Source organism: Glutamicibacter soli, from assembly GCF_052322135.1.
Lineage (GTDB): Bacteria > Actinomycetota > Actinomycetes > Actinomycetales > Micrococcaceae > Glutamicibacter > Glutamicibacter soli.
Genome location: NZ_CM125969.1, coordinates 646,947 through 670,494, shown reverse-complemented (window position 1 = coordinate 670,494; position 23,548 = coordinate 646,947). Strand labels below are relative to the sequence as shown.

Below are 23,548 nucleotides of genomic sequence, written 5' to 3'. Positions count from 1 at the left end.
ATGAGCATTGAAATGACGCTGCCGCTGGGCGGCGAGATCAACCCCGGCCAGCACCGCCTCTCGCGCGTCCAGCTGGTGAACTGGGGAACCTTCCACGGGCTGCACGACCTGGGGGTGGACCGCGCCGGAACGCTGGTCACCGGCCATCCCGGCGTGGGCAAGTCCACGCTCTTCGACGCCATGGGCCACGTGTTCTTCGCCAGCCCGCGGCTGAACGAGTCGGCCAACGACGCGGCCACCCGCGAGGACCGCCGCACCACCTATTCCTACATGCGCGGACGCAAGTTCAAGACCAGCGCCGGCACCGTGTTCCAGCGCCCCGGGGCCACCTGGAGCGCCGTGCTGCTCAGCTACCAGGACGGCATGGGCAACACCGTCAGCGCCGGCGCGGTCTTCGACCTGCCGGACGCCGGGCTGGAAGGCCAGGTGTCCAAGCACTACCTGTTGTGCGAGGGCGCGCTGGACATCGCCGAGCTGGAGAACCACGGCCCGCGCCGCTTCACGGTCTCCTCGCTGTCCAAGGCGCTGGCCCCGGCCGAGGCCTTCGACACCCACAAGGCGTTCATCGACCGGCTGCGCCGCCGCCTGGGCGTGGAAAGCGACAAGGCCTTCGCCCTGCTGCGCACCCTGCAGAACGGCAAGGGCCTGGCCAAGGGCGTGAACCAGTTCTTCCGCCACGAGGTGCTGGAGGAACCTGCCACGCTGAAGGCCGCCGCCGCCGCGGTGGAGGACTTCGCGCACCTGCGCGGCATCTACCGGCAGCTGGACACCGCCCGCGCGCAGCGCGACGTGCTGGCCGCCGTGCCGGAGCAGGACCGCGCCTACCGCTCGCTGGCCGAGAGGATCGGCGCCACCCGCCAGCTGCTGGAAACCGAGCTGGCGCAGCTCGAAGCGCAGGTGCGCCAGCTGGTGCTGCGCAACGACCTGGCGGCGCACCGCGCCGAGCATGCGCAGCTCACGGCCAGGCAGGCCGAGCTGGGCGAACGCAAGGCCAAGCTCGATGACCAGCTGCAGTCGCTGGAGGCCGCGCACGATTCGGCCGGCTCCGCCTCGCTGATGCTGCTGGAACGCGAAGCCGACGCCGCACGCAAGGCGCTGAGCGAGAAGGAGCGCGTGCTGCGCGCCCTGCAGGAGCAGGCCGACCAAGCCGGGCTGGCCTTCGAATTCAGCGCCACCGGGCTGGACGAGCTGCGTGCCAACGCCGCCCGCACCCTGCAGCAGCTGGACTCCATCACCAAGGACGCGCAGACCGTTGAATACGAGGCCATGGCCTCGCTGGTCAACCTGCGCAAGCGCGCTGACACGCTGGCCGAGCAGATCCGCTCCTACCAGCGCCGCAGCACCAACATCGACGACCGCTCGGTCGCGGCCCGGCGCGCCATCGCCTCGGCCTGTTCGCTGCGCGAGGAGCAGCTGCCCTTCGCCGGCGAGCTGATGGACGTCTCCGCCGACTGCGCCATGTGGCGGCTGGCCGCGGAGAAGGCACTGCACTCGGTGGCCCGCACCCTCCTGGTGCCCGGCGAGTTCCTGGCCCAGGTCACCCACGCCATCGACAAGCTCGACGGGCTGGGCCGGGTGCGCTGGGCGGACATCTCGCTGGCCCCGCGCGAGGCCGAGGCCGGTCCGGCGGACCTGGTCACCAAGCTGGACTTCGCCCCGGGTGAGGCCGGCGCCTGGCTGCGTGCAAAGATCACCTCCGACTATCCGCTGGCCTGCGTGGAGAACGACGCGGCCATGCACATCCATCCCAAGGCCATCACCCCGGCCGGCACCATCAAGACCGGCACCGGCCTCTTCGAGCGCGACACCCGCACCCTGCCGGCCTCCGAATACCTGCTGGGCTTCACCAACGAGGCGAAGATCTCCGAGCTGCAGTCCAAGGCCGCGCGCCTGGAAATCAAGGTGCAGGACGCCAAGAATGCCGCGGATGACCGCAGCGCCGCCAAGGCCAAGGTGCTGGCCAAGGCGCAGCTGCTCGGCGCGCTGATCGAGGACGAGCGCACCTTCGCGCAGCTGGATGCGGCCCCCGCGCTCCAGGCGCTGCGCCGCAGCGAGCAGAAGCTGGGCGACGCGCTCACGCTCTCCGGGGATTCCTCCCGGGTCCGCGCGCAGATCGAGGCAGCCAAAGCCGAGTCCGAGCAGCTGGTCGGAGACCTGGCGCTGGTCCGCTCCCGCGCCGGCGAGCTGGGCCTGCAGATCGAGCGGGCCGAAAAGGTCCTGGCTGCCGGTCCCGCGGACAGCGGCGACTGGCTGGAGCGGGTCCCGGCGGCGCTGCGCGGCCACGAGCTGCTCGGCGGATTGCTGGAAACCATCGGCGCCGGCAGCAGCCCGGCCTCCGAGGAGATCTCCAGCGCCTTCGCCGAGGCCAGGCTGCAGCTGGCGGGCCAGCTGAGCGAGCTGACCGCGCGGCGCCAGGAAATCGGCGGGGCGCTGAGCGAGACCTTCCGCCGTTTCGCCCGTGAATTCGGCGGCTCCCACGCGCAGACCCACGGCACCTCCCCGGAGGCCGCGGAGCACTACGCCCAGCTGCATGAGCAGATCGTCGCCGACGGCCTGCCGCACCACGAGGCGCAGTTCCGCGAATACTTCGCCAACCGCTCCTACGAACGTTTCAGCGACCTATTGCAGCTGCTGGACGAGGAGCGCCGGATGATTTCCGAGCGCATCAAGCCGCTGAACCAGATCCTCGGCGAGGTGGCCTTCGAGCACGGCTCGCTGCTGCGCCTGGAGGTGGAAAGCTCCATCCCGATGGAGGCCGCCACCTTCCGCAAGGACCTGAAGAACGCGCTGCAGGACGCCTACACCACCAAGGACGAGGGCAAGCTGGCCAGCTCCTACCAGGCGCTGGAGGCGCTGGTCTCGGCGCTGAGCGATCCCGGCCTTTCGGCCTGGCGTTCAACGGTGCTTGACGTGCGCCAGCATGTGGTGATCAGCTGCAACGAGCACAAGCCGAACGGCGAGGTGGAGACCGGTCTGGAACCTGGCACCCTCTCCGGCGGCGAGGGGCAGCGCTTCACCTCGTTCATCATGGGCGCCGCGCTGGCCTACCAGCTCGGCTTCGCCACCGCCGGGTTCACGTCCTTCGGCACGGTGATGATCGACGAGGCGTTCATCCAGGCCAACTCCGAATATGCCGCGGCGGGCATCCGCGCGCTGCAGGAATTCGGTTTCCACCTGGTGCTGGCAGCCCCGGAAGACAAGATCGATTTGAGCCGCCACCTGGGATCCATCACGGACATCATCAAGCATCCGGGATCCAACATCTCGGGCTTCGTCACCACCGGCCGCTCCCCGGCCATGGCCACCACCATCACGCTGCGCTAGCTGCGCGGCGCAGGTAAGGGCCCGCAGGACGCTGAGCCACGCATCCGGCAAAGCGTGCTGCGGGCCCTTGCCGTCCCTCGACGCGGCTGCTGCATCTGTTCCAGGAGGCGCTGCGGGATCATGCTCACCCGCGTGGCCAGCGTCTGCGGGGCGAACTCGGGATCGATGCATTCGTCCCAGTACTCCAGGTGCGTGCGGTCGATCCAGTGCCCCGAGTCGCGGGCCTCGGTGCTGCCGTGTCCCTGGATGCTGTACCAATACAGGTACTCAGCCCCGTCCAGCGTCTCGCTGAATAACGTCTAGACGTACATCCGCTCCCCCTCCAGGGCTTCCAGCACCGCCGGCATATTGGAGTTCAGGAACTGGAGCCACTGGTCGACTCGTTCGGTCTTGCCTGGTTACACCCGACAACGCATCAGCTCGATGTTCATCGAACCAGCGGTATACGAGCAACGCCCGGGTCCGATGACGTGAAGTCATCGGCCCCGGGCGTCTGCCTGCCGGTCGCGAGGCGCCAGGCTACTCGGTCGCCAGCCCCTGGACCGGGGAGAGCTTCGCAGCGCGGCGTCCCGGGGTCACCGAGGCCAGCAGGGCGGCCACGATGCTGACTACCAGCACCAGGGCCAGCTGCAGCCACGGGATCTCGTAGGACATCTCGCCGACCGCAGAGAGCGTGGCATGCGCGCCGAGCAGTCCGTAGACCACGCCGAGCACCAGACCCAGCAGGGCCGCCACGCCGCCGATCAGCACGGCTTCCTGGGCCAGCATGGCCCGCAGCTGCTTCTTCTTCAGGCCCAGGGCCCGCAGCAGCGAGTTCTCGCGGGTGCGTTCGAGCACCGAGAGGCTGAGCGTGTTGGCCACGCCGATCAGCGCGATCAGCACCGCCACGGCCAGCAGGGCGGACACGATGGCCAGCAGCACGTCGATAACCTGGGAGAACATGGCGTTCTGCACCACGCCGCCGTCGATCATGTACGACTCGACGTTGGCCACATCGGCGATCTGCTCCACCAGGGCGGTGATGTCGGCGTTGGACAGGTCGGGGGCCGCCTTGATCAGCACGCCGCCGTACTCGTTCTCCGAGTCGGCCAGCTTCAACGATTCCAAGGTGTCCTTGGTGACCAGGTCCTGGTACAGCGCCGCGGAGGACACCTTGACGTCCAGTTCCCTGCCGCCGACGGTCAGCTTCTTGGGCTGTTCTTCTGTGCCAGTGTTGAAGCGGATGATCTGCCCGTCCGCCGGCACGATGCTCTGGTCCAGCACGGTCTTGGAGAAGCCCTGCGGATCGACGCCCATCAGCTGTACCGGGGCTTCGTCCTCCCGGCCCTTGATTTCCGCGGTGCCGGCCACGAAGGTCGAGGTTTCCTCGATGCCGTCCAAGGAGGCCAGCTCGCGGGCCAGTTCCTGGGTCTTCGCGTCGTCGACTTGGCGCTCATACAGCGAGAGGGTCAGATCCACGGGGAACTCGCCGGCCAGGGAAGTGTTCAGGCTGGACTTGGCCGTCTGTCCGCCGACCATGATCATGGAAACCAGGGTGACTCCGATCAGCAGGGCCGTGGCGGTGGCGGTGGTGCGGCCCGGGTTGCGCACTGCGTTCAGGGCGGCGAGCTTGCCAGCCACCGAGCGCCCGGCCACCAGCTTGCCGATGCCGAAGACGCTGGCCGGGACGAACAGCGATGCGAGCATCAGGATGCCCGGGAAGGAAAGCAGGCCGCCGAGGAAGGCGATGGGCAGCGAACCGTCGATCGCGCCCCAGGCCAGCAGCCCGGCGCCGGCCAGGGCCAGCAGGATCCCGATGACGATGCGCAGCTTGCCGGCGCGGTTTTTCACGCTCGCCGCGTCGAAGGGACGCAGGGCCGCCAGCGGGGCGAGCTTCATGGCGCGGCGGGCCGGCAGGCTCGCGGCGATGACGGTCATTGCGATGCCCACGACCACCGGGATCACCAGGCCCTTGGCATCCAGCGCCAGCGTGGCGTAGGACAGGCTCGGCACCATCACGTGCAGCAGCTGGATCAGGCCTGCCATCAGCGCGACGGCCAGGGCCACGCCGATCGCCGAGGCGACGATGCCGATGACCAGGGCCTCGATGAGCACGGAGCTGCGGATCTGCTTGCGCTTGGCGCCCAGGGTGCGCAGCAGCGCCAGTTCGCGGGTGCGCTGGGCGATCACCACGTTGAAGGTGTTCACCACGACCAGGCCGGTGACCACCAGAGCGACCAGGGCGAACACCAGCAGCACCACGGTGAGCTGGTCGGTGCCGTCCGTCAGCATGGCGACGTCCTTGATGACCTTTTCATCGGCGGTCAGTACCGAGACGTCCCTCATCTGGTGCTCGGCGAAGTACGCGGCCAGCGCCTGCTGGGCGGCCGGGAGGGAGTCCTTGGCATCGATCACGATGTTCTGGAAGGAACCGGAATCGCCGGCGATCTTCGTCCAGACGGATTCCGGCAGGCCCACCATGGCGTAGCCGGAGAGCTGCGGATCGGTGCTGGTGCGCTGGATGCCCACCACCTTCATGTCCTTGGTGGACTCGGAGGTGGTCAGGCCGACGGTGTCCCCCACCGAGACCTTCATGCGATCGGCGTGCTCGTCGTCGAGGATGACCTCGTCGGCGTTCAGCGGGGCACGGCCTTCGAGCAGCTCCATGCCGCCGAGGTTCTGCTCGGCGGACACCGGCTGGAGCAGCACGCCATAGCCGTCGTCCGCGGTGTGCAGTTCACCGGTTTCGTAGGCGGTGCCGTAGGCGGTGGAGATCTCCGGGAGCTTGCGGATGTCCTCGACCTGTTCCATGGCCAGTTCGGTGTACTCGAAGTCGGGATCGTCCTCCGGCACCAGTTCCCAGTCCTGGAAGGCGACCAGATCGGCGTTCTTGTAGGTGTCGCCCAGCGAATTCTTCAAGGTCGCGCGGGTCGAGGTGTTCACGGCCAGGGTGGCCGCGAGGAAGGCGGTGCCGATGGCGACCGCCAGGACCACGGCGATATAGCGCCGTGCATAGGTCTTGATATTGGCGAGGGCTACGTGCAGCATCGACTACTCCGCCAGCGAGGCCAGTGCCTCGGTCACGGTGGCCACGGTCGGGTCATCCAGCTGGCCCACGATGCTGCCGTCCTTCATCAGCAGCACGGTGTCCGCGTAGGAGGCGGCGGCCGGGTCGTGGGTGACCATGATGATGGTCTGGCCCATTTCGCGGGTCGAGGTGCGCATCAGCGAGAGCACCTCGGCCCCGGTGCGGGAATCCAGGTTGCCGGTGGGCTCGTCGCCGAAGACGACCTCGGGGCGGGTGAGCAGGGCGCGCGCCACGGCGACGCGCTGCTGCTGGCCGCCGGAAAGCTCGTGCGGCTTGTGGCTCAGGCGGTCGCGCAGGCCCAACGCGTCGATGACGGTGTTGAACCATTCGCGGTCGTGGCTCTTGCCGGCCAGCGACAGCGGCAGCAGGATGTTGTCCTTGGCGTTGATGGTCGGGACCAGGTTGAAGGACTGGAATACGAAGCCGATCTGCTCGCGGCGCATCATGGTCAGCTCGTCGTCGTTCAGGTTCATCAGGTCGCGGCCGCCGATGATGATCTCTCCGGCGTCCGCGGTGTCCAGCCCGGCCAGGCAGTGCATCAGGGTGGACTTGCCGGAGCCCGAGGGGCCCATGATGGCGGTGAAGCGGGAACGGGCAAAGGCGACGTCTACTGTCCGCAGCGCCTCCACGCGGGTGCTGTCATGTCCGTAGCTTTTGGTCAGACCTCGGGCGCAGACCGCGTATTCGGTAAGGGGCAGAGTTTCAGATGTCATGTTCCAAGACTATAAAAGGCCAAGAGAAACCCGTATCGGCCGACAGGCCGGTCTTGGATGCCGCCGGCTCATACCTGGGTATGAGCCGGCATCCTGGACGCTGGTTCCGCGGGTGCGCGCCGCTCGGTCAGCACCCTGTATGGCGCTCGGTGACGCTGTGCGATTCCGGTTCGATCTGGAAGGTCGAGTGCTCGATGCTGACCTCGAAGTGCGCTGCCACGCACTGCTGCAGGTTGCGCAGCAGGCCCCCGGCAGCGTCCGCGTCGAACATCTCGTTCTTGACCACCACGTGCGCGGTGAGCACCGGCAGGTTGGAGGCGATCTGGCTGGCGTGCAGGTCGTGCACGGCGAGCACGCCCGGCTGGCCTTCCAGGTGGGTGCGCACCGCGCCCAAGTCCAGGCCGCGCGGGGTGGATTCGAGCAGGATGTGCGTGGTTTCCTTCAGCAAGGTGGCGGCGCGGGGCACGATCAGCGCGCTGATCAGCAGCGCAGCCACGGAATCGGCGCGCATCCAGCCGGTCAGCGCGATCACCACGGCCGCGACGATCACGGCGACCGAACCCAGCGCGTCATTGACGACTTCCAGGAAGGCCGCGCGCATGTTCAGGTTGTGGCCCCGTCCCCCGGCGATGATCAGCATGGAGGCGATGTTGCCGAGCAAACCGATGATGCCGAAGACCAGCAGCCCGGCGGGCTGGACCTCCGGCGGGTCGAAGAGCCGCTGGACCGCGTCCACCGCGGCGTAGATGCCCACGGCCAGCAGCAGCGCCGACTGCAGGGTCGCGGAAAGCACCTCGGCCCGGCGGAAGCCCCAGGTGCGTTTCATGGTGGGCTTGCGCATGATCAGGTTGGCAGCGGTCAGCGCCATCAGCAGCCCGGCGGTGTCGGTGAGCATATGCGCCGCGTCCACCAGCAGGGCCAGCGAGTTGGTCATGATCGCGCCGATGACCTCCGCGACCAGGATGCTGGCGGTGATGCCCAGCGCCCAGGCCAGCCGGGTCCGGTTGGTGGCGAAATGGTCGTGGGAATGCTCGTGGGAGTGGTCGTGGCCCATGGAGCTACACCCCGCCTTCCGGAGAGGGGTGGCCCTCATGCCACTGGTGGTTGCGGTTGGCCGGGCGCCCCAGGCGCAGCGCCTGGCTCTGCACGGCGGCCAGGTCCTGGGCGTGGCTCAGGGAGTACAGGCTCGCGCGGCCCTGGCTGCGGACGCTGACCAGGCCACTGTCCTTCAGGCAGGAAAGGTGCGCGCTGACGGTGCTCTGCGCCAGGCCCAGATGCTCGGTGAGGTCCTTGACCTTGTGCTCACCGGTTTTCAGGTGCTCAAGGATCAATAGCCGCGTGGGGTCGGCCAGCGCATGGAACAGCGCCGCGAGCTGCAGGCGCTGCTGGGCCTCTTCCATTGCATGGATCTGTGACTCTATTATCGCCATATGACGATGATAGCATTTCAAGCCGCCGCGCAACAGGGTCGCTCAATCCTGGCGCCATCCGCCAATGGCAAGATGGAGGAATGAGCAACGACCTGATCATTGGCGATGACGGGCTGGCCCGGCCGCTGTGGGCTTCGAGCAACGAGATGCTGCGCCGGTACTACGACACCGAATGGGGCATGCCGATCACCGACGAGACCGGTCTCTTTGAGCGGCTGAGCCTGGAGTGCTTCCAGTCGGGCTTGTCCTGGGCGATCATCCTGTCCAAGCGCGAGGCGTTCCGCGACGCCTTCGCGCAATTCGACCCGGAAAAGGTCGCCCTGTTTTCCGAAACGGATTTCGAGCGGCTCATCGAGGATCCGCGCATCGTGCGCAACCGGTTGAAGATCCGCGCCACGATCGCCAATGCGCAGGCCACCCTGGCCCTGCGCGACGAGGGTGGGCTGGCGCAGCTCATCTGGTCGCACCAGCCGGAGCAAACCCCCAGACCGCGCGCCATGTCGGAGATCCCTACGCAAAGCGAGGAGTCCAAGGCGCTGGCCAAGGAATTGAAGAAGCGCGGCTTCAAGTTCGTGGGGCCGACCACCATGTTCGCCCTCATGGAAGCCGTGGGCATGGTCGACACCCACCTGCTCGGGTCCCATCGCCGCGGCACCTCCGGAATCTGGCCCCGGTAGGCTTCCCGCCGCGCGGTGTCGGCCGCGACGGCACAAAAAATGAGACCTGCCGGGGTGTGCGATCCCGGCAGGTCTCATCTTTCTGCGACTCGGCTGACTGAGCAGGTCAACCGCTTCCCTATTCCCCTTATTTCAAGCCGGCTAGGCCGACCACCAGAGCAGGATGAGCATTTCCTGGCTCGCGGTGAACAAGCCGATTCGCATCGGTCAAGTTTGCAGCTTCTCCCGACCACACACGGGAGAAGCTCTGGAATAAGCATAACCCGGCAGTGGGCAATAACGTCAACCCCTGCATGCTAATTTAATAAAAATTAACTTAGGTGACTCTAACTTCTCTGGAGCGGAGCTTCTTCGAAGATCTGGCCGACCGGGCTGCGCTTCTCCGCCTGGAAGTCGTCTTCCGCGCGACCGAAGGCCCAGTAGGCGGAAAGCGACATGTCACGGCGGTCCACGCCGCGCTCGTTGTAGAAGTAGCCACGCAGCTTCTTGGTCACTTCGCGCTCGCCATGGGAGAAGACCTGCACCGTGCCCTCGGGCCACGGGTAGTCGCGCACCACGGACTCCAGCTTGGTGTTCTCGGGGGTGAAGGCTCCGTTGCGGTGAACCCAGCGGATCTCCACGCCGGCCGGGGCCTTGAGGTCCATCTCGTCCTCGGCGGCGGAAACCTCGATGATCGCGACGCCTCGCATGTGCTCGGACATGGATTCCAGCGCCGCGGCAATGGCCGGGATGGCCGTCTCGTCGCCGACCAGGAAGTGGAAGTCGAATTCCTCCTTCGGGTAGTACAGGCCGCCGGGGCCGGAGAAGCAGACGGTGTCGCCGATCTGGGCGTCCCGGGCCCAGGGGCCGGCCAATCCTTCGTCGCCATGGACCACAAAATCCACCTGGATGGTTCCGGCTTCCGCGTCGCTGCTGCGCACGGTGTAGGTGCGCCGCACCGGCAGGTCCTGCATGTCCAGCTTCTCGCGCAGCTCATCCATGTCGTAGGGAGGAGTTAGACCGAGCTCCGGCTTGGCGAACAGGATCTTGATGTAGCGGTCGGTGACCGGCTTGTCGACGAAGGTCTCGAAGCCCGGGCCGCCGAGGGTCAGGCGCACCAGGTGCGGAGCAATCTGCTCGCGCTTCATGACCTGCAGTACGGTCTGCGGACGGGCAGCGCGCCCGCCACCCTGCGGGCGTTCGGCTTGGGGATTGGCCACGGTAGCACTTCCTATCTGAATAAGACTAGATAACTCAATCCTAATTCACCCAAGCCGTGCGCCCTACTTTGCGAAGGTCGGCGCCCCTTCGAACGCCGCGAGCCCCTGGCGCTCGGCCTCGCTCAGGCGCTGGACGCGGCCCACCGCCGGGTCGAAATAGGCCAGGGTGGTGGCGGCCTTGACGCAGAGGTAGTCCTCGATGGGGTCGCGGAATTCGTAGCAGATCTCGAAGCTGGCCGGCTTGATGTTGGCCACCCACAGATCCACGTTCACCGGGACGTTGCGGTATTCCAGCGGCCGCGAATAGCGCACGCGGTGCTCGACCACGAGGATCTGCACCCCGGCAGGCACCGCGGAGAAGATATCCGCCTTCGGGTCCATGCCCGGCGCCCCGGTGCCGCCCGGCACGCCGAACCCGGCGATGCGCGCCTCCTCCATCAGCCTGATCAAGTTCACGTTGTTCACGTGGCCGTAGGCGTCCATGTCGCCCCAGCGCATGGGCACCTGGACCCGCAGCGGTGCACCGCTCATTAGTCTTCCTCCTGGAAATCGGTATCGAAATCGACCAGCCCGAGCCGGGCCAGCCCCTGGAGGATCCGCGCCCCGTCGGGCTCATAGACCCAGGGGATCCCCGGCGTGGTGCGCCACAGCTCCTGCGAGCGGCCGCCGGCCAGCACCGCCTCGGAAGGGGTCAGCTGGCGGATCACGATGGCGCGCACGTGCTCCGGGTAGCGGCGGGCGAACTCGGCGTAGATCGCCGGGTCGTGCTGCCCGTCATCGCCGATCAGCACCCAGGAGATGTTCGGGAATTCCTCGGCCAGCCGGCGCAGCTGGTCGACCTTGTGCTGCTGGCCGCTGCGGAACCAGGCCCGGTCGGTCGGCCCCCAGTCGGTCAGCAGCAGCGGTCCGCGCGGGTAGAGGTTGCGCGACATGAAGCGCTGCAGCGTCTGCGCGACGTTCCACGCACCGGTGGACAGGTAGATGGTGGGGCTGTGCGGGTGCTCCTTGAGGATGTACTGCATCATCACCGCCATGCCCGGGGTTGCCACGCGCGCATGCTCGGAGAGCACAAACGAGTTCCAGGCGGCCAGCAGCGGGCGCGGCAGCGCGGTGACCACCACGGTGTCGTCCACGTCGCTGATCACGCCGAAGCGCTGGCTCTCGTCGATGACCAGGATTTTCGCGCTGGCGTCATCGCCGTCGTGGGCGCGCAGCGAGACCTCGTGCCACCCGGGGTCCAGGTCCACCGCCAGCTTCGCGTCGATGACCCCGCCGCGGTCGGCCTGCACCTCGAAGCGCTGGCCCGCCACCTCGATGGAGACCTTGCCGCCCGGCAGGATCGGGGACGTGAAATTCCGGAAACCGCGGATGCCGTCGGCGATGACCTGCGCCTGGTGGTGGCCGTCCTCGAAGGCGCCGGGCTTGGCGAGCACCACCCGCGCGAGCACGCGGATCCAGCCGCCGGCGCTGCTGGCGTAGCCGTAGCCGAGGTAGGGCAGGATGACCGGACCCAAGCCCTTGCGTTCCGCGTTGCGGACCCTCCAGTGGTGGTATCCGTCCTCGAACCGGGAGGCGACATGGCGCGCAACTCCGTCGCTTGCAGCGTGACTCATGCTCCAAGTCTTTCATGCCTGCCGTCGGCAGGCTTAACCAATCACAATGTGTCGCAGACCTTGCGGTTTTCTACTTTACGTAGAAAGATCAGAGTATGAAATACGATCACGACAACAACCATCCGGTCCTCGTCCTGAACGAGGAGCAGTCCTGGGAACTTCTGGCCCATACCTCGCACGGTCGCGTTGCCACCTCCGTCGCAGGTGATGTCGATATCGTCCCGGTCAACTACGGGGTCCACAAGGGCAAGCTCTTCCTGCGCACCGCACCGGGCAACAAGCTGGCATCCATGACCATCAACGACAAGGTGGCCTTCGAAGCCGACGGGATTCTCGCCGACGAAGCGTGGTCCGTCGTGGTGCACGGCTCCGCCGAGGTGCTCGAGCACGAGGCCGACATCCAGGAAGCCCGCGAAAGCGGCGTGAGCCCTTGGGTTCCGACGCAGAAGGACTTCTGGATCCGCATCCACGTCCGCTCCATCTCCGGGCGCCATTTCCAGCTCGGCGAGCAGCCCGAGGTCGGGCAGTAGGCGCCAGCAGCCATTAAACGCAGGACCCGCAGCACCGGTTGGCGCTGCGGGTCCTGCGTATGCCCGCAACGGGCGGGGGCTCAGCCCTTGTACGGGTAGAAGCCCTCGCCGCTCTTGCGGCCCAGCTTGCCGGCCTGGACCTTCTCGACGATCAGGGCGTGGGGCTTGTCCGTCTCCAGCCCGGTCTCCTCGAACGTTGCCTGCGCGATGAAGTCCACCACGTCCAGGCCCACCAGGTCCATCAGCTCGAACGGGCCCATCGGGTGGCCCAGCGCGGTGCGGGCAGTGGTGTCGATGTCCTCGATGCTGGCCACCCCGGCCGCGGCCAGGTCCAGCGCTTCGCGGTTGATGGCGCCCATCATGCGGTTGGCGATGAAGCCCGGGATCTCCTTGTTCACCAGCACCGGCTGCTTGGCCAGGCGCTTGGCGACCGCGGTGACCGCCTCGACGGTGGCGTCGCTGGTCTGCTCGTTGCGCACGACCTCCACGCACTTCATGACCAGGGCCGGGTTGAAGAAGTGCATGTTGCACACGAGTTCAGGGCGTCCGCTGGCCGCGGCGATGCGCGAGGAAGGCAGGGTCGAGGAGTTGGTCGCCAGGATGGCGTGGGCCGGAGCGGCCTGGCCGAGCTGCGCGAAGATCTGCTCCTTGATGTCCAGGCGTTCCACCGCGGCCTCGATGACCAGATCCGCCTGCGCGGCGGAGCTGGCCAGGTCGGTGGACTGGGTCAGCAGCCCCAGCGCCCGATCGGACTCATCCTGGCTCAGCTTGCCCTTGGCCACGCGGGAGGCGGCCCAGCCCTCCAGCTCGGTGCGGGCTGCGGCCAGGGCCTGCTCGGAAATGTCCTGCAGGATGGTCGTGTAGCCTCCCAGCGCGCAACTCATGGCAATTTGCCGTCCCATGGTTCCTGCGCCAATTACCAGAATGCGTTCGATCGTCATTGATTCCTCTGTTTTCTGCTCGGGTACTGTTACGTCACTAGCCGCGCAGGTACACCGTGGTGGTGTGCGTGTAGAACTCGCGCGCGGCGGCGCCCTGCTCCTTGGGACCATAGCCTGAGGCCTTGGCTCCGCCGAACGGAACGTGCGGGTCGGCACCCGCTGATTCCGAATTTACATGCAAAATCCCCACATCGAGAGTCTGTTGCGCGGCCAGCGCCACAGACAGGTCGCGGGTGAACAGCGCCAGGCTCAGCCCGAACTGAGAGTCCTCCGCGGCCTCGAAGGCCTCCTCGGTCCCGTTCACGCGCACTACGGAAAGCACCGGAGCGAAGAATTCCTCGCGCCAGGCGGTGTTCGCGCGTCCGGCCGGCCCGGCCGGCAGTTCCAGGATGGTCGGCGCCATGAAGCTACCGCCGTTCGGAGCCTTGCCGGAGTAGGCCACGGTGGCGCCTTCGGCGATCGCCTTGTCAACCCCGGCGCGCACCGAGACCGCGGCCTTGGCGTCCACCAGCGGGCCCATGTGCACGGAAGGATCCAGCGGATCGCCGGTCACCCAGGAATCCAGGCGGCCGGTGAGCTTGGCCAGGAACTCCTCGGCAATCGACTCGTCCAGGATCAGCCGGCTGGTGGCGGTGCACTTCTGACCGGTGGAGCGGAAGGCGCCGAACAGCACCTGCTCGCTGGCCAGGTCCAGGTCCGCGTCAGCCAGCACCACGGAGGCGTTCTTCCCGCCCATTTCAGCCTGCACCGGGATGCCGCGGGCGGCGCCGGCGGCGCACAGCCGACGGCCCACCCCGGTGGAACCGGTGAAGCTCAGCGCGTCAAGGTGCTGGTGCTCCATGATCGCATCGCCCAGCGAGCCCGGTCCGATGACCAGGTTCAGCACGCCGGCCGGCAGGCCGGCGTGGGCCAGGGCCTCCACCAGGCGCACCGCCAGCAGCGGCACCAAGCTGGCAGGCTTGAACACCACGGTGTTGCCGAAAACCAGCGCCGGGGCGATCTTCCAGGCCGGGATGGCGATCGGGAAGTTGAACGGGGTGATTACGCCGACCACGCCCAGCGGCTTGTGGGTGACCATGATCTGCTCCCCGGCGCGCGGGGACTGGTAAACGGTGCCGGCGGCGCGCTCAGCCTCCGCGGCGTAGTAGGTCAGGATCTGCGCGGCGCGCAGCACCTCGCCCACGCCTTCGGCCTTGGTCTTGCCTTCCTCAGCGGAAAGCTGCTCGCCGAAGCTGGCGGAGTTCTCCTGCAGGTAGGCGGCCGCCTTGACCAGGATCGCCCCGCGGGCGGCCATCGGGGTGGCCGCCCAGGACTTCCGGGCCGCTTCGGCGGCCTGGAATGCCTGGTCGATCTGGTCCGCGCTGGCGGCGTTGCCGGAGGCCAGGACCACGGCGGAGTCCGAGGCGCTCTGCGTGGTGATCATGCCGCCTTCGCCTTGCACCCAGACACCGTTGATGTAGTGGTCGAGCTGGGCGAGCAGGTTTGCGGAGGTCGATAGGGTCATCGAAATATGCCTTCTCTCGTGCGGTTCGGCCGGTTTAGCGGAAGGCCGGAACGCCAGTCAGCTTGTTGCCCAGGATCAGGGTATGGACCTCGTCGGTGCCCTCATAGGTGCGCACGGATTCCAGGTTGTTGGCGTGGCGCAGCGGCGAGTAGTCGAGGGTGATGCCGTTGCCGCCCAGGATGGTGCGGGCCTCGCGGCAGATCTCGATGGCTTCGCGGCAGTTGTTCAGCTTGCCCACGGAGATCTGGTGCAGGTCCAGGGTGCCGGCGTCCTTCTGGCGGCCGATGTGCAGCGCCAGCAGGAAGCCCTTGTTGATTTCCAGTGCCATGTCCACCAGCTTCTGCTGGGTCAGCTGGTAGCCGGCCAGCGGCTTGTCGAACTGCAGGCGCTCCTGCGAGTACTTCAGGGCGACCTCGAAGGCGTCGCGGGCGGCGCCCATGGAGCCCCAGATGATGCCGTAGCGCGCTTCATTCAGGCAGGAGAACGGACCCTTCAGGCCCTTGACCTCGGGCAGCACTGCCGAGCCCGGCAGGCGCACGTCGACCAGCTCGATTTCGCACTGGATCGAGGCGCGCATGGACAGCTTCGGCTCGATCGGGGTGGCCTTGTAGCCCGGGGTGCTGGTCGGCACCACGAAGCCGCGGATGCCCTCGTCGGTCTGCGCCCAGATCACTGCGACCTTGGCGACGTTGGCCAGGCCGATCCAGCGCTTGGAGCCGTTCAGCACCCAGTCGTCGCCGTCGCGGCGGGCGAAGGTCTTCATGCTGGACGGGTCCGAGCCCGCGGTCGGCTCGGTCAGGCCGAAGCAGCCGATGGCCTCGCCGGCGGCCATCTGCGGCAGCCACTCCTGCTTCTGCTCCTCGGAGCCGTGCTTGTAGATGGCGCTCATGGCCAGCGAACCCTGCACCGAGACGAAGGTGCGCAGGCCCGAGTCGCCGGCTTCCAGCTCCGCTCCGGCCAGGCCGTACTCCACGGCCGAGCGTCCGGCGCAGCCGTAGCCGTCCAGGTGCATGCCCAGCAGGCCGAGCTTTGCCATTTCCGGCACGATCTCCAGCGGGAAGACTGCGTCCTCGTACCAGCGGGCGATGTTCGGCTTGATGCTCTCGTTGACGAAGCCGCGCACCGAGTCGCGCAGGGCGAGCTCTTCGCTGGTCAGCAGCGCGTCGAAGTTGATCAGATCTGCCGGGTCCAAAACGCGTTCTGCCAGTGCCATGGTGGTCTCCTTGAAGAGGTGTTGAAACGTGGGGTTCGGCGTCTTGCCGTCCCGTTGGCCGGGACTGCGTCACACACCGACGAATTGCTTACCTCTGAAATTACGCAACAATTGTGATTCGCGCCTTAGACATTCTGTACAAGAGAGTCCGAATTGTCGGATACTTTTTCTATGATCACGCTTCTTCAGCTCGGCACCGCCCTCGCGTCGGACCTGGAGCCCGGTCCATCGGGCCGCTACAGCACCACCCCGATTGCCGGCGTCCACGTCTCCGAGCTGGAGGACCCGACCCCGTATCTTTCGGGCGGCGAGCTGCTGCTGACCACCGGGATGATTTTCGCCCGCGGCCAGGTCGACCCGGCCGTCTACGTGCGGCGGCTTCAGGAGAAGTCGGTCAAGGTCCTGGGCATCGGGCTGGGGCCCTCGCTCACCGCCATCCCGCCGGCGCTGGCCGCGGCCTGCGCGGAAGCGAAACTGGAAGTGGTGGTGGTCCCGGACCAGGTGCCGTTCCAGAACGTTTCGCGCGCCTACTGGAATCTGGCCATGCGCAGCAGCAATGCCGACCTGATGGATTCGCTGGGCACCCAGACCGCCATGGCGCGAGCCGCCATGCGCCCCGACGCAGTGCCCGCGGTGGTGCGCGGGCTGGCGCAGTCGCTGGGCGGCTGGGCGGCCTACGTGCCGCGCTTCGGCGAGGGAGAAACCGTCTGGCCCCCGTCCGCCGAGCAGTTCATGCCCAAGGTGCGGCGGGAAACGCACCGCATCGACAAGCTGGAGGCGCCCAGCACCGCGACCTTCGAGATCCTGAACCAGCCGGTGGTGCTGTATCCGGTGCTGGTCAACGCGCAGGTGTACGGGGTGCTCTCGCTCGGTCCGGGACGGCGGCTGACCCCGGCGGACCGGCAGGTCATCACGACGGTTTGCGTGCTGCTGGCCATGCGCTCGCGCCAGCGCGAGCAGCAGGCCGAGTCCACGGCGGTGCTGGGCAGCGCGGTGGCCAAGCTCGCGGTGCGCGGACAGCTGGAAGCGGCCAGGATGCTGGCCGAGGATTCGGGACTGCCCGATGTCCCCTCGACGCTGCGGTTGCTGGCGTTGCGCGCGCAGGGAAGCATCCCGGTGTCATTCGCCGCCGAGTCGGCCCGCGGGCTGCTGGGCCCGGAACCCTACGACCTGGGGCCGGCGTTGAAGGCCACGCCCTTCGTGTTCGAACACGAGTCGTCCTTGATTGCCCTGCTTGACGCGTCGCTGGTGGCCCCGCTGGGCGAGCGCCCCTTCGATGATCTGGAGGGCACCGAGTTCCAGGTGCTTGGCTTCTCCCCCGAGAACCAAAACCAGATCCCTGAAACGGCCGCCGTGCTCTCCGCCCAAATCCACGGAGCGCAGATCCCCGCCATCTTCCAGGCGCTGCGCGCGGCGATTGCGCGGGCGCCGAAGGGCATGCTGACGCATCTGGGTTCCAGCGACGAATCCAAGGCGTCCAACTGGGTCAAGGCGCTGCACGAGTATGCCAGGGCGGACCTGGTGGCCACGGTGACCAGCTACCTGCGCCATCGCGGCACCTGGGAAGAGGCGGCCCGGGAACTGGGGCTGCACCGCAACACGCTGCGCTACCGGATGCAGCTGGTGAATTCGCTGATCGGCGTGGATGTGGATGACCCGGACGTTTCAGCGCACCTGTGGCTTGCGCTGCGGCACGCTGAAACGCACGGATTCTAGGAACCGGCCCTAGACGGTGGCGGCGGCCCCCAGCCATCCGCGCACCACGTCATTGTGCTCGCCGAGCTTGGGCGGGGCCTGGCGCGGGGTGTCCAGCGCCGGGGTCCAGATGGCCGGGTGGCGCACCTGTTCGCCGACCGCGACGCCCTGCGCGTCCAGCACTTCAATGGTGGGCTCCAGGCCCAGCGAGGCGGCGTAGTCCAGGCCTTCGGCGATGTTCGCGACCTTGCCGGCCGGCACGCCGACCTCGGTCAGGCGGCTTTGCCAATTGGCGCCGGTGTCGGCGCGCAGGGCCTGTTCCAGCAGCGGGATGAGCTCCTCGCGGTGCGCGACGCGCTGGGTGTTGGTGGAGAACCTCGGGTCGCCGCACAGCTCGGGAACCCCGAGCTCGGCGCACAGCTTGACGAACTGGCCGTCGTTGCCGCAGGCCACGGCCACCGAGCCGTCCTGGCAGTCCAGCAGCTGGTAGGGAACGATGGAGGGGTGCGCATTGCCCATGCGCCCGGCGATCTTCCCCGCGCCGAGGTAGGCCTGGCCCTGGTTGGCCAGCGCGCCCTGCAGGCTGGAGAGCAGATTGACCTCGATGTGCGCGCCGCGGCCGGTCTTCTGCCGGTTCTGCAGCGCCGCAAGGATCGCGATGGTGGCGTCCTTGGCGGTGAGCACGTCCACCAGCGCCACGCCGGCCTTCATCGGATCCGCATCGGCTTCGCCGGTGATGGACATCAGCCCGCCCAGGGCCTGCACGATGAAGTCGTAGCCGGGGATCTTGGATCCGCCCGCCGACCCGAAGCCGGTGATCGAGGCGTAGATCAGCGACGGGTTCAGCTCCGAGAGCTCCTCGTAGCCCAGGCCCATCTTGTCCATGCCGCCGGTGATGAAGTTTTCCACCAGCACGTCGGCCTTGGAAACCAGGTCTCGGGCGACCTCGCGGTCCTGCTCGTTGCGCAGGTCCAGCGCGATGGACTGCTTGTTGCGGTTGACCGATTCGAAGTAGGTGGCGCCGGTCGCGGAGAATGGCGGGCCCCAGCTGCGGGTGTCATCCCCGGTTTCCGGGCGTTCGACCTTGATGACGCGCGCACCCAGGTCGGCGAGCGTCATGGTGCTCAGGGGTCCGGCGAGAACCCGGGAAAAGTCAGCGACGACAATTCCTTCCAATGGTCGAAGTCCGCTCATGATGCTCCCCTACTCGTTGATTTCGTCCTTCTCTACCCTAGGTGTGCGCGCCGTCACGAGCTTGGGTTGTTCTGCCCAAGTTCTTGTGAAGAATGCACAAAAGCTCGGACGGTTTGCCGTCGCACAGACGCCCGGCGGCGGCTACGGGGCTGCCGGTTCGGGGTGCAGCGCGTCGCGGATCAGCTGCGAGCTGCGCTCATTGCCGAAGCTGAAGGAGCCGGTGGCGTCGATCCGGCCCAGCACCTCGGTTCCGGCCGGCGTGGATTCAAGCCGCCAGTCGGTTTCCTTGTCCATGTTGAACAGGTTGACGAACAGCGCGCCGTCCGCGTGCGCCTGGAGCATCATCGTTTTCATCCAGCCAGCCTGGGTGATCCAGTCATCGGCCTCGGCGTAGAACGGCGGGCTCTGCGGCCACTGGAACACCCAGGAGCCCCAGGCCTGGGCGCATTCACCTCCCGCGGTGAAGAAGGATTCGCCGCGCGAGGCCGAGGCGACCTCCGCAATGCCCCAGGGCTTGCCGCCGGCCAGCTGCTTGAGCTGCGCCACGGGCGCGCCGAAGACGTCGTCGTAGGACTGCCAGTTGCAGTTGACAGCGGGGTCGTTGGCGTCGGCCCAGTTGAAGCCGTCCAGCGCCAGCATGTCCACGGAGTCGGCGCCCGGGTAGACCGAGGCGAAGTCGACGGGTGTCCCATCCGGGGCGGATCCGGCCACCAGCGGGTTCCAGACCAAAGCGGCATCCGGCGCCCAGCGTTCCTTGAGCTGGTACACGTGCCGGAACATCCGCACGTAGTCGGCGGCGGTGTTCCCGCCGTTCACCCCGACGGACCAGGGACGGATGGCGTCGTTCATTTCCGGGGCGAAGCGCACCAGGATCGGCTGGTTCGCCGCGTACTTCTGGGCCTGCTTCAGCCAGGAGACCAGATAGTCGTCGTGGCTTCCAGCCGCGATGGCCGCCGGGCGGTATTCCGGCTGGTCCACGCTGCGGTTCTCCCAGTCGTAGGGTTCCCAGGCGATCAGCAGGGCCGCGTTGCGCCGCGCGGCTTCGGCCGCGTAGTCCGCGGGGAATCCGGGTTGGTTGGCGAAGTCCACATAGGTGGAGAGCATCCCGTTCGCGGCCCCGAGCTCGGCTTCGTCCCCGGGCACGTCGCCGAGCTGCGCGGCGGCCCACCCGATGACCGTCTGGCAGGTGTCCGGATCGGCGGTCCCGCTGCACCCCTGCGGCGCTTCGGTGGCCTGCGCCGCCGGAACGGCGGCGAGGCACAGCGTCGCGGCAAGCGCGGCGGCGCTGAACCGGCGGAATGTTGGAAAACGTGGGTGCGGCACGGCAGTTCCTTTCCTGGGCGGCCCCGCCCGGTTCGGAAGGGCTCTGCGGTGGTCGCCGGAACGGGAGCGTCCCGGCGCAGGTCCTAGATGGTCTTGCGCAGCGGGACTTCCTTGATGAACAGGATGCAGATGAAGGCGATGGCCGCGACCGCTGCCGAGACCAGGAAGACCAGTCCCGTGGCTTCCCCGTAGGCGGATTCGACCACGCCGCGCACTGCCGGCGGCATGCCCGACAGGTTCAGCGAGTCTCCGGAACCGCCCTTCGAGGTGTCAACGCCCAGCTTCGCCAGGCCCTCGGAGACCAGGGAGGCCACCTGGGTGGAGAGCATCGCGCCGAGGAACGCGACGCCGGCGGAACCGCCCACGGAACGGAAGAACGCCACCGAGGAGCTGGCCGCGCCGATGTCGGTGACCTTCACGGTGTTCTGCACAGCGAGCACCAGGTTCTGCAGCATGAAGCCCATGCCCACGCCGTTCAGGAACATGCCGATGGCCAGGATCCAGTACTCGGTGTCGTGGTGCATGGAGCCCAGCAGGCCCAGCCCGGCCACGTTCAGCAGCGAGCCGATGACCAGGTAGATTTTCCAGCGTCCGAAGCGGGTGATCATCTGGCCGGAGAATACGGAGCCGCAGTAGTTCCCCGCGATCATCGGCAGCGTCATCAACCCGGCCGCGGTGGGTGTGGCTTCCCGGGCGATCTGGAAGTACTGCCCGATGAACGCCCCGCTGCCGAACATGCCCACGCCGATCGCCACGGAGGCGATGATCGCCAGCGAGGTGGTGCGGGTGGTGATAATCTTCAGCGGAATGATCGGTTCCACGACGCGCGATTCGACCAGCAGCAGGGCCGCGGTGAGCACCGCGACGCCGCCGAGCATGGTGTAGGTCTGCCAGGAGTTGAAGGCGAAGAACTCGTCCTTGCCCACATAGGACACCCAGATCAGCAGCGTGGAGACCGCCACCGTCAGCAGCAGCGCCCCGCCCCAGTCGATGCGCACCTTGCGCTTCTGGTGGCTCAGGTGGAGGGTTTTCTGGATCAGGATCATGGACAGCACGCTGATCGGGATGCCGAAGAAGAAGCACCAGCGCCAGCCCAGTGGCGAGTCGACGATGAATCCTCCCAGCAGCGGGCCGGCCGCGGTGGACACCGCCATGACGGCGCCGAAGTACCCGGAGTAGCGTCCGCGTTCGCGCGGGGCGATGACCGTGCCGATCACCGCCATGCCCATGGCCGTCAGCCCTCCCATGCCGATCCCCTGGATCACGCGGGCGGCCAGCAGCACCGGAATGGACCAGGCCATGCCCGCCAGGAAGGACCCGAGGATGAAGACCAGGATGCCCGCCTGCAGCATCTTCTTCTTGTTGAACAGGTCCGCCATCTTCCCCCAGATCGGGGTGGTGGCGGCGTTGGCCAGCAAGGTGGTGGACAAAACCCAGTTGAAGTCGGTCTGCGATCCGCCGAGCTTGTCCATGATGGTGGGCAGCGCGATGGCGACGATGGTGGCGGCGAGCATCGCCGCGAAGAACGAGGCCAGCACGCCGGCGATGGAGCGCAGCACCTCGCGCTGGGTCATCTGCGGGGTGTCGGCGGCCGCCTCGGCCAGGTCGGTCGGGCCCGCGGCCCGCGGAGTCCGGTTAGCCATCCGAGCCGCTTCGCGGTTCTTCGGCCTGCAGCTCGCGGTGTTCATGGATGCCCTGGATCATCGAGTTGTTCAGTTCGCCCAGCGCGTCGGCGATCAAGGTCAGGCGGTCGTTGTCCCAGTCGGGCAGCAGCGGGCGCAGACGTTCGATGCGCAGCTGGGCCCGGGCTTCGAGCCGGTCGCTGCCGGCTTCGGTCACCCACAGGACCTGGCGGCGTGCGTCCAGGTCGCTGGGCCGCTTGTCCAGCAGTCCCGCCTGCTCCAGTTCGGCCAGATGCCGGCTCATCGCCGCCGTGCCGATGCCCAGATGGCTGGCGAGGTCGGCCGCGTGCGTGGGCTGGCGCATGTCCAGGGTCTTGAGCACATGGTGCGAAGCGTTGGAGACTTCGGGATCGGTCTGGTCCAGGTGCGAGAAGGAACGCAGCAGCCGCGAGGTCCGCGCCAGCTCGTCCAGCAGGCGTCCGAGCAGCTCGGTCGGAGCCTTGTTCACTGGCCACTGCACAATATATCGCCTGCCTATCTTCGGGGGTTCCACTCAACTCTAAGTTTAGATAGTTGCCTTGGTCAACGTTTTCTGGGTCTCACTCCCGATAGGCTGGAGTCGTGATTGATCTTTCCGAAGCGCACCTGGAATCCTCCGCCGAAACCCTGAGAAGCGCCGCGCTGGCCGCCGGGAGGCAGGCCGCCGAGCTGCTGCGCGGCGCCTTCCGCGGCGGCGTGCGGGTGGAGGAGAAAACCAACACCCACGACCTGGTCACCGCGATCGACCGGCAGAGCCAGGAACTGATCACCCGTTCGCTGCGTGCAGCGGTTCCAGGTTCCTGGGTACTGGGCGAGGAACAGGTCGAGACGGAAGCCGGCACCGCCGCGCCGGGCGCCGTGCAGTGGATCGTGGATCCGATCGACGGCACCAGCAACTTCGTGCACGGCATTGCCTTCTTCTGCGTGTCCATCGCGGCGGCTGTCGACGACCGGCTGGTCGCCGCGGCGATCATCGACCCGGTCTCCGGGGACGAATTCAGCGCCGATCTGTCCCACGCCTACCTCAACGGGCAGGTCCTGAGCCCGGCCGCGCGTCCGGAGCAGGCGCGCGCGAACCTGATGACCGACTACCCCGGCGCCGAATCGCTTCAGGCCGACGGCCCGCTGGCCCTGGAGCTGCTGGGCGGGTGGATCCGTGATTTCGCGACGGTACGCCGCAAGGTGTCCGCCGCGCTGGCGCTGGCGCATGTGGCCGCCGGATGGAGCGATGCGACCATCGGGTTCGACACCAAGGTGTGGGACGTAGCCGCCGGCGCGCATCTGGTGCGCATGGCCGGCGGCAGCTACCGGGGGCTGGGCTATGGATCCGAGCCGGCGGCGGACCACCTGTGCCCGGGATTCATCGCCCAGGGGCCGGGCGCCGACTACCCCTCGCTGTCCCGGGCGGCCGAGCGGATGCATGCACTGCGCACCACCGGGTCCGCGATGTAATCTGACAACTCC

The 23,548-nt window shown here is 67.4% G+C and carries 19 protein-coding genes and 1 pseudogene; 5 read left to right on the top strand and 15 right to left on the bottom strand.

The window, feature by feature from the left end; genetic code table 11:
- Positions 1-3,324: an ATP-binding protein gene (locus ACTX90_RS03250; protein WP_443443102.1), complete on the top strand. Its 3,324-nt coding sequence runs from the start codon at positions 1-3 to the stop codon at positions 3,322-3,324.
- Here the strand turns inward: ACTX90_RS03250 and ACTX90_RS03245 are convergent.
- From ACTX90_RS03245 to ACTX90_RS03225, 5 genes and pseudogenes are all read right to left on the bottom strand, one after another.
- Positions 3,321-3,671, bottom strand: a pseudogene (locus ACTX90_RS03245) (DUF6176 family protein). The gene ACTX90_RS03250 and the pseudogene ACTX90_RS03245 overlap by 4 nt on opposite strands.
- 172 nt (positions 3,672-3,843) lie before the next feature.
- Positions 3,844-6,351, bottom strand: a complete 2,508-nt coding sequence (locus ACTX90_RS03240; protein ID WP_443443100.1) for an FtsX-like permease family protein — start codon at positions 6,349-6,351, stop codon at positions 3,844-3,846.
- A gap of 3 nt (positions 6,352-6,354) precedes the next feature.
- Positions 6,355-7,104 (bottom strand): ABC transporter ATP-binding protein, encoded by a 750-nt coding sequence (locus ACTX90_RS03235; protein WP_047118318.1) that lies wholly within the window; start codon positions 7,102-7,104, stop codon positions 6,355-6,357.
- A 127-nt stretch (positions 7,105-7,231) separates the two neighbouring features.
- The gene (locus ACTX90_RS03230; RefSeq protein WP_443443098.1) at positions 7,232-8,158 is read right to left on the bottom strand and encodes a cation diffusion facilitator family transporter; all 927 of its coding nucleotides are present in this window, start codon (positions 8,156-8,158) and stop codon (positions 7,232-7,234) included.
- A 4-nt stretch (positions 8,159-8,162) separates the two neighbouring features.
- Positions 8,163-8,534 carry an ArsR/SmtB family transcription factor gene (locus tag ACTX90_RS03225; RefSeq protein WP_443443096.1) on the bottom strand — a complete coding sequence of 124 codons (372 nt, stop codon included), beginning with the start codon at positions 8,532-8,534 and terminating at the stop codon, positions 8,163-8,165.
- Positions 8,535-8,614: 80 nt separating this feature from the next.
- Between ACTX90_RS03225 and ACTX90_RS03220 the strand changes: the two genes are divergently transcribed.
- Positions 8,615-9,211 (top strand): DNA-3-methyladenine glycosylase I, encoded by a 597-nt coding sequence (locus ACTX90_RS03220; RefSeq protein ID WP_047118315.1) that lies wholly within the window; start codon positions 8,615-8,617, stop codon positions 9,209-9,211.
- Between the two features lie 326 nt (positions 9,212-9,537).
- Here ACTX90_RS03220 and ACTX90_RS03215 read toward each other — a convergent pair whose 3' ends face one another.
- From ACTX90_RS03215 to ACTX90_RS03205, 3 genes are all read right to left on the bottom strand, one after another.
- A complete protein-coding gene (locus tag ACTX90_RS03215) occupies positions 9,538-10,410 on the bottom strand; it encodes a siderophore-interacting protein (protein WP_342352846.1) in 873 nt (290 codons plus the stop codon).
- Between the two features lie 63 nt (positions 10,411-10,473).
- On the bottom strand, positions 10,474-10,941 hold the full coding sequence (locus ACTX90_RS03210; protein WP_047118314.1) for an acyl-CoA thioesterase: 468 nt from the start codon (positions 10,939-10,941) through the stop codon (positions 10,474-10,476).
- A complete protein-coding gene (locus ACTX90_RS03205) occupies positions 10,941-12,023 on the bottom strand; it encodes an App1 family protein phosphatidate phosphatase (RefSeq protein WP_443443093.1) in 1,083 nt (360 codons plus the stop codon). The genes ACTX90_RS03210 and ACTX90_RS03205 overlap by 1 nt, the downstream gene beginning before the upstream one ends.
- Positions 12,024-12,118: 95 nt before the next feature.
- Between ACTX90_RS03205 and ACTX90_RS03200 the strand changes: the two genes are divergently transcribed.
- Positions 12,119-12,553, top strand: coding sequence for a pyridoxamine 5'-phosphate oxidase family protein (locus ACTX90_RS03200; RefSeq protein WP_047118312.1), 435 nt, complete (start codon positions 12,119-12,121; stop codon positions 12,551-12,553).
- Positions 12,554-12,633: 80 nt separating this feature from the next.
- On the opposite strand, the gene ACTX90_RS03195 is transcribed toward ACTX90_RS03200, so the two are convergent.
- Genes ACTX90_RS03195 through ACTX90_RS03185 form a run of 3 tightly spaced genes read right to left on the bottom strand, consistent with a single transcriptional unit; the run spans position 12,634 to position 16,211 of the window.
- Complete coding sequence (locus ACTX90_RS03195; RefSeq protein WP_161449198.1) at positions 12,634-13,494, bottom strand: 3-hydroxyacyl-CoA dehydrogenase family protein; 861 nt, start codon at positions 13,492-13,494, stop codon at positions 12,634-12,636.
- 37 nt (positions 13,495-13,531) lie between these two features.
- Entirely contained in the window at positions 13,532-14,998 is a 1,467-nt protein-coding gene (locus ACTX90_RS03190; RefSeq protein WP_443443091.1) for an aldehyde dehydrogenase family protein, read from the bottom strand.
- A gap of 34 nt (positions 14,999-15,032) precedes the next feature.
- A complete protein-coding gene (locus ACTX90_RS03185) occupies positions 15,033-16,211 on the bottom strand; it encodes an acyl-CoA dehydrogenase family protein (protein ID WP_161449194.1) in 1,179 nt (392 codons plus the stop codon).
- 171 nt (positions 16,212-16,382) lie between these two features.
- Between ACTX90_RS03185 and ACTX90_RS03180 the strand changes: the two genes are divergently transcribed.
- Entirely contained in the window at positions 16,383-17,927 is a 1,545-nt protein-coding gene (locus tag ACTX90_RS03180; protein ID WP_120990145.1) for a helix-turn-helix domain-containing protein, read from the top strand.
- A 9-nt stretch (positions 17,928-17,936) separates the two neighbouring features.
- On the opposite strand, the gene ACTX90_RS03175 is transcribed toward ACTX90_RS03180, so the two are convergent.
- The 4 genes from ACTX90_RS03175 to ACTX90_RS03160 all read right to left on the bottom strand — a co-directional run bounded on the left by ACTX90_RS03175 (position 17,937) and on the right by ACTX90_RS03160 (position 22,565).
- A complete protein-coding gene (locus tag ACTX90_RS03175) occupies positions 17,937-19,100 on the bottom strand; it encodes a CaiB/BaiF CoA transferase family protein (RefSeq protein WP_443443088.1) in 1,164 nt (387 codons plus the stop codon).
- Between the two features lie 141 nt (positions 19,101-19,241).
- Positions 19,242-20,423 carry a glycoside hydrolase family 26 protein gene (locus tag ACTX90_RS03170; protein ID WP_443443086.1) on the bottom strand — a complete coding sequence of 394 codons (1,182 nt, stop codon included), beginning with the start codon at positions 20,421-20,423 and terminating at the stop codon, positions 19,242-19,244.
- Between the two features lie 83 nt (positions 20,424-20,506).
- Positions 20,507-22,066, bottom strand: coding sequence for an MFS transporter (locus tag ACTX90_RS03165; RefSeq protein ID WP_443443084.1), 1,560 nt, complete (start codon positions 22,064-22,066; stop codon positions 20,507-20,509).
- A complete protein-coding gene (locus ACTX90_RS03160) occupies positions 22,059-22,565 on the bottom strand; it encodes a MarR family winged helix-turn-helix transcriptional regulator (RefSeq protein ID WP_113606877.1) in 507 nt (168 codons plus the stop codon). Before ACTX90_RS03160 ends, ACTX90_RS03165 begins: the two co-directional genes overlap by 8 nt.
- Before the next feature lie 101 nt (positions 22,566-22,666).
- Between ACTX90_RS03160 and ACTX90_RS03155 the strand changes: the two genes are divergently transcribed.
- A complete protein-coding gene (locus tag ACTX90_RS03155) occupies positions 22,667-23,536 on the top strand; it encodes an inositol monophosphatase family protein (protein WP_443443082.1) in 870 nt (289 codons plus the stop codon).
- The last annotated feature ends 12 nt before the right edge of the window (positions 23,537-23,548 follow it).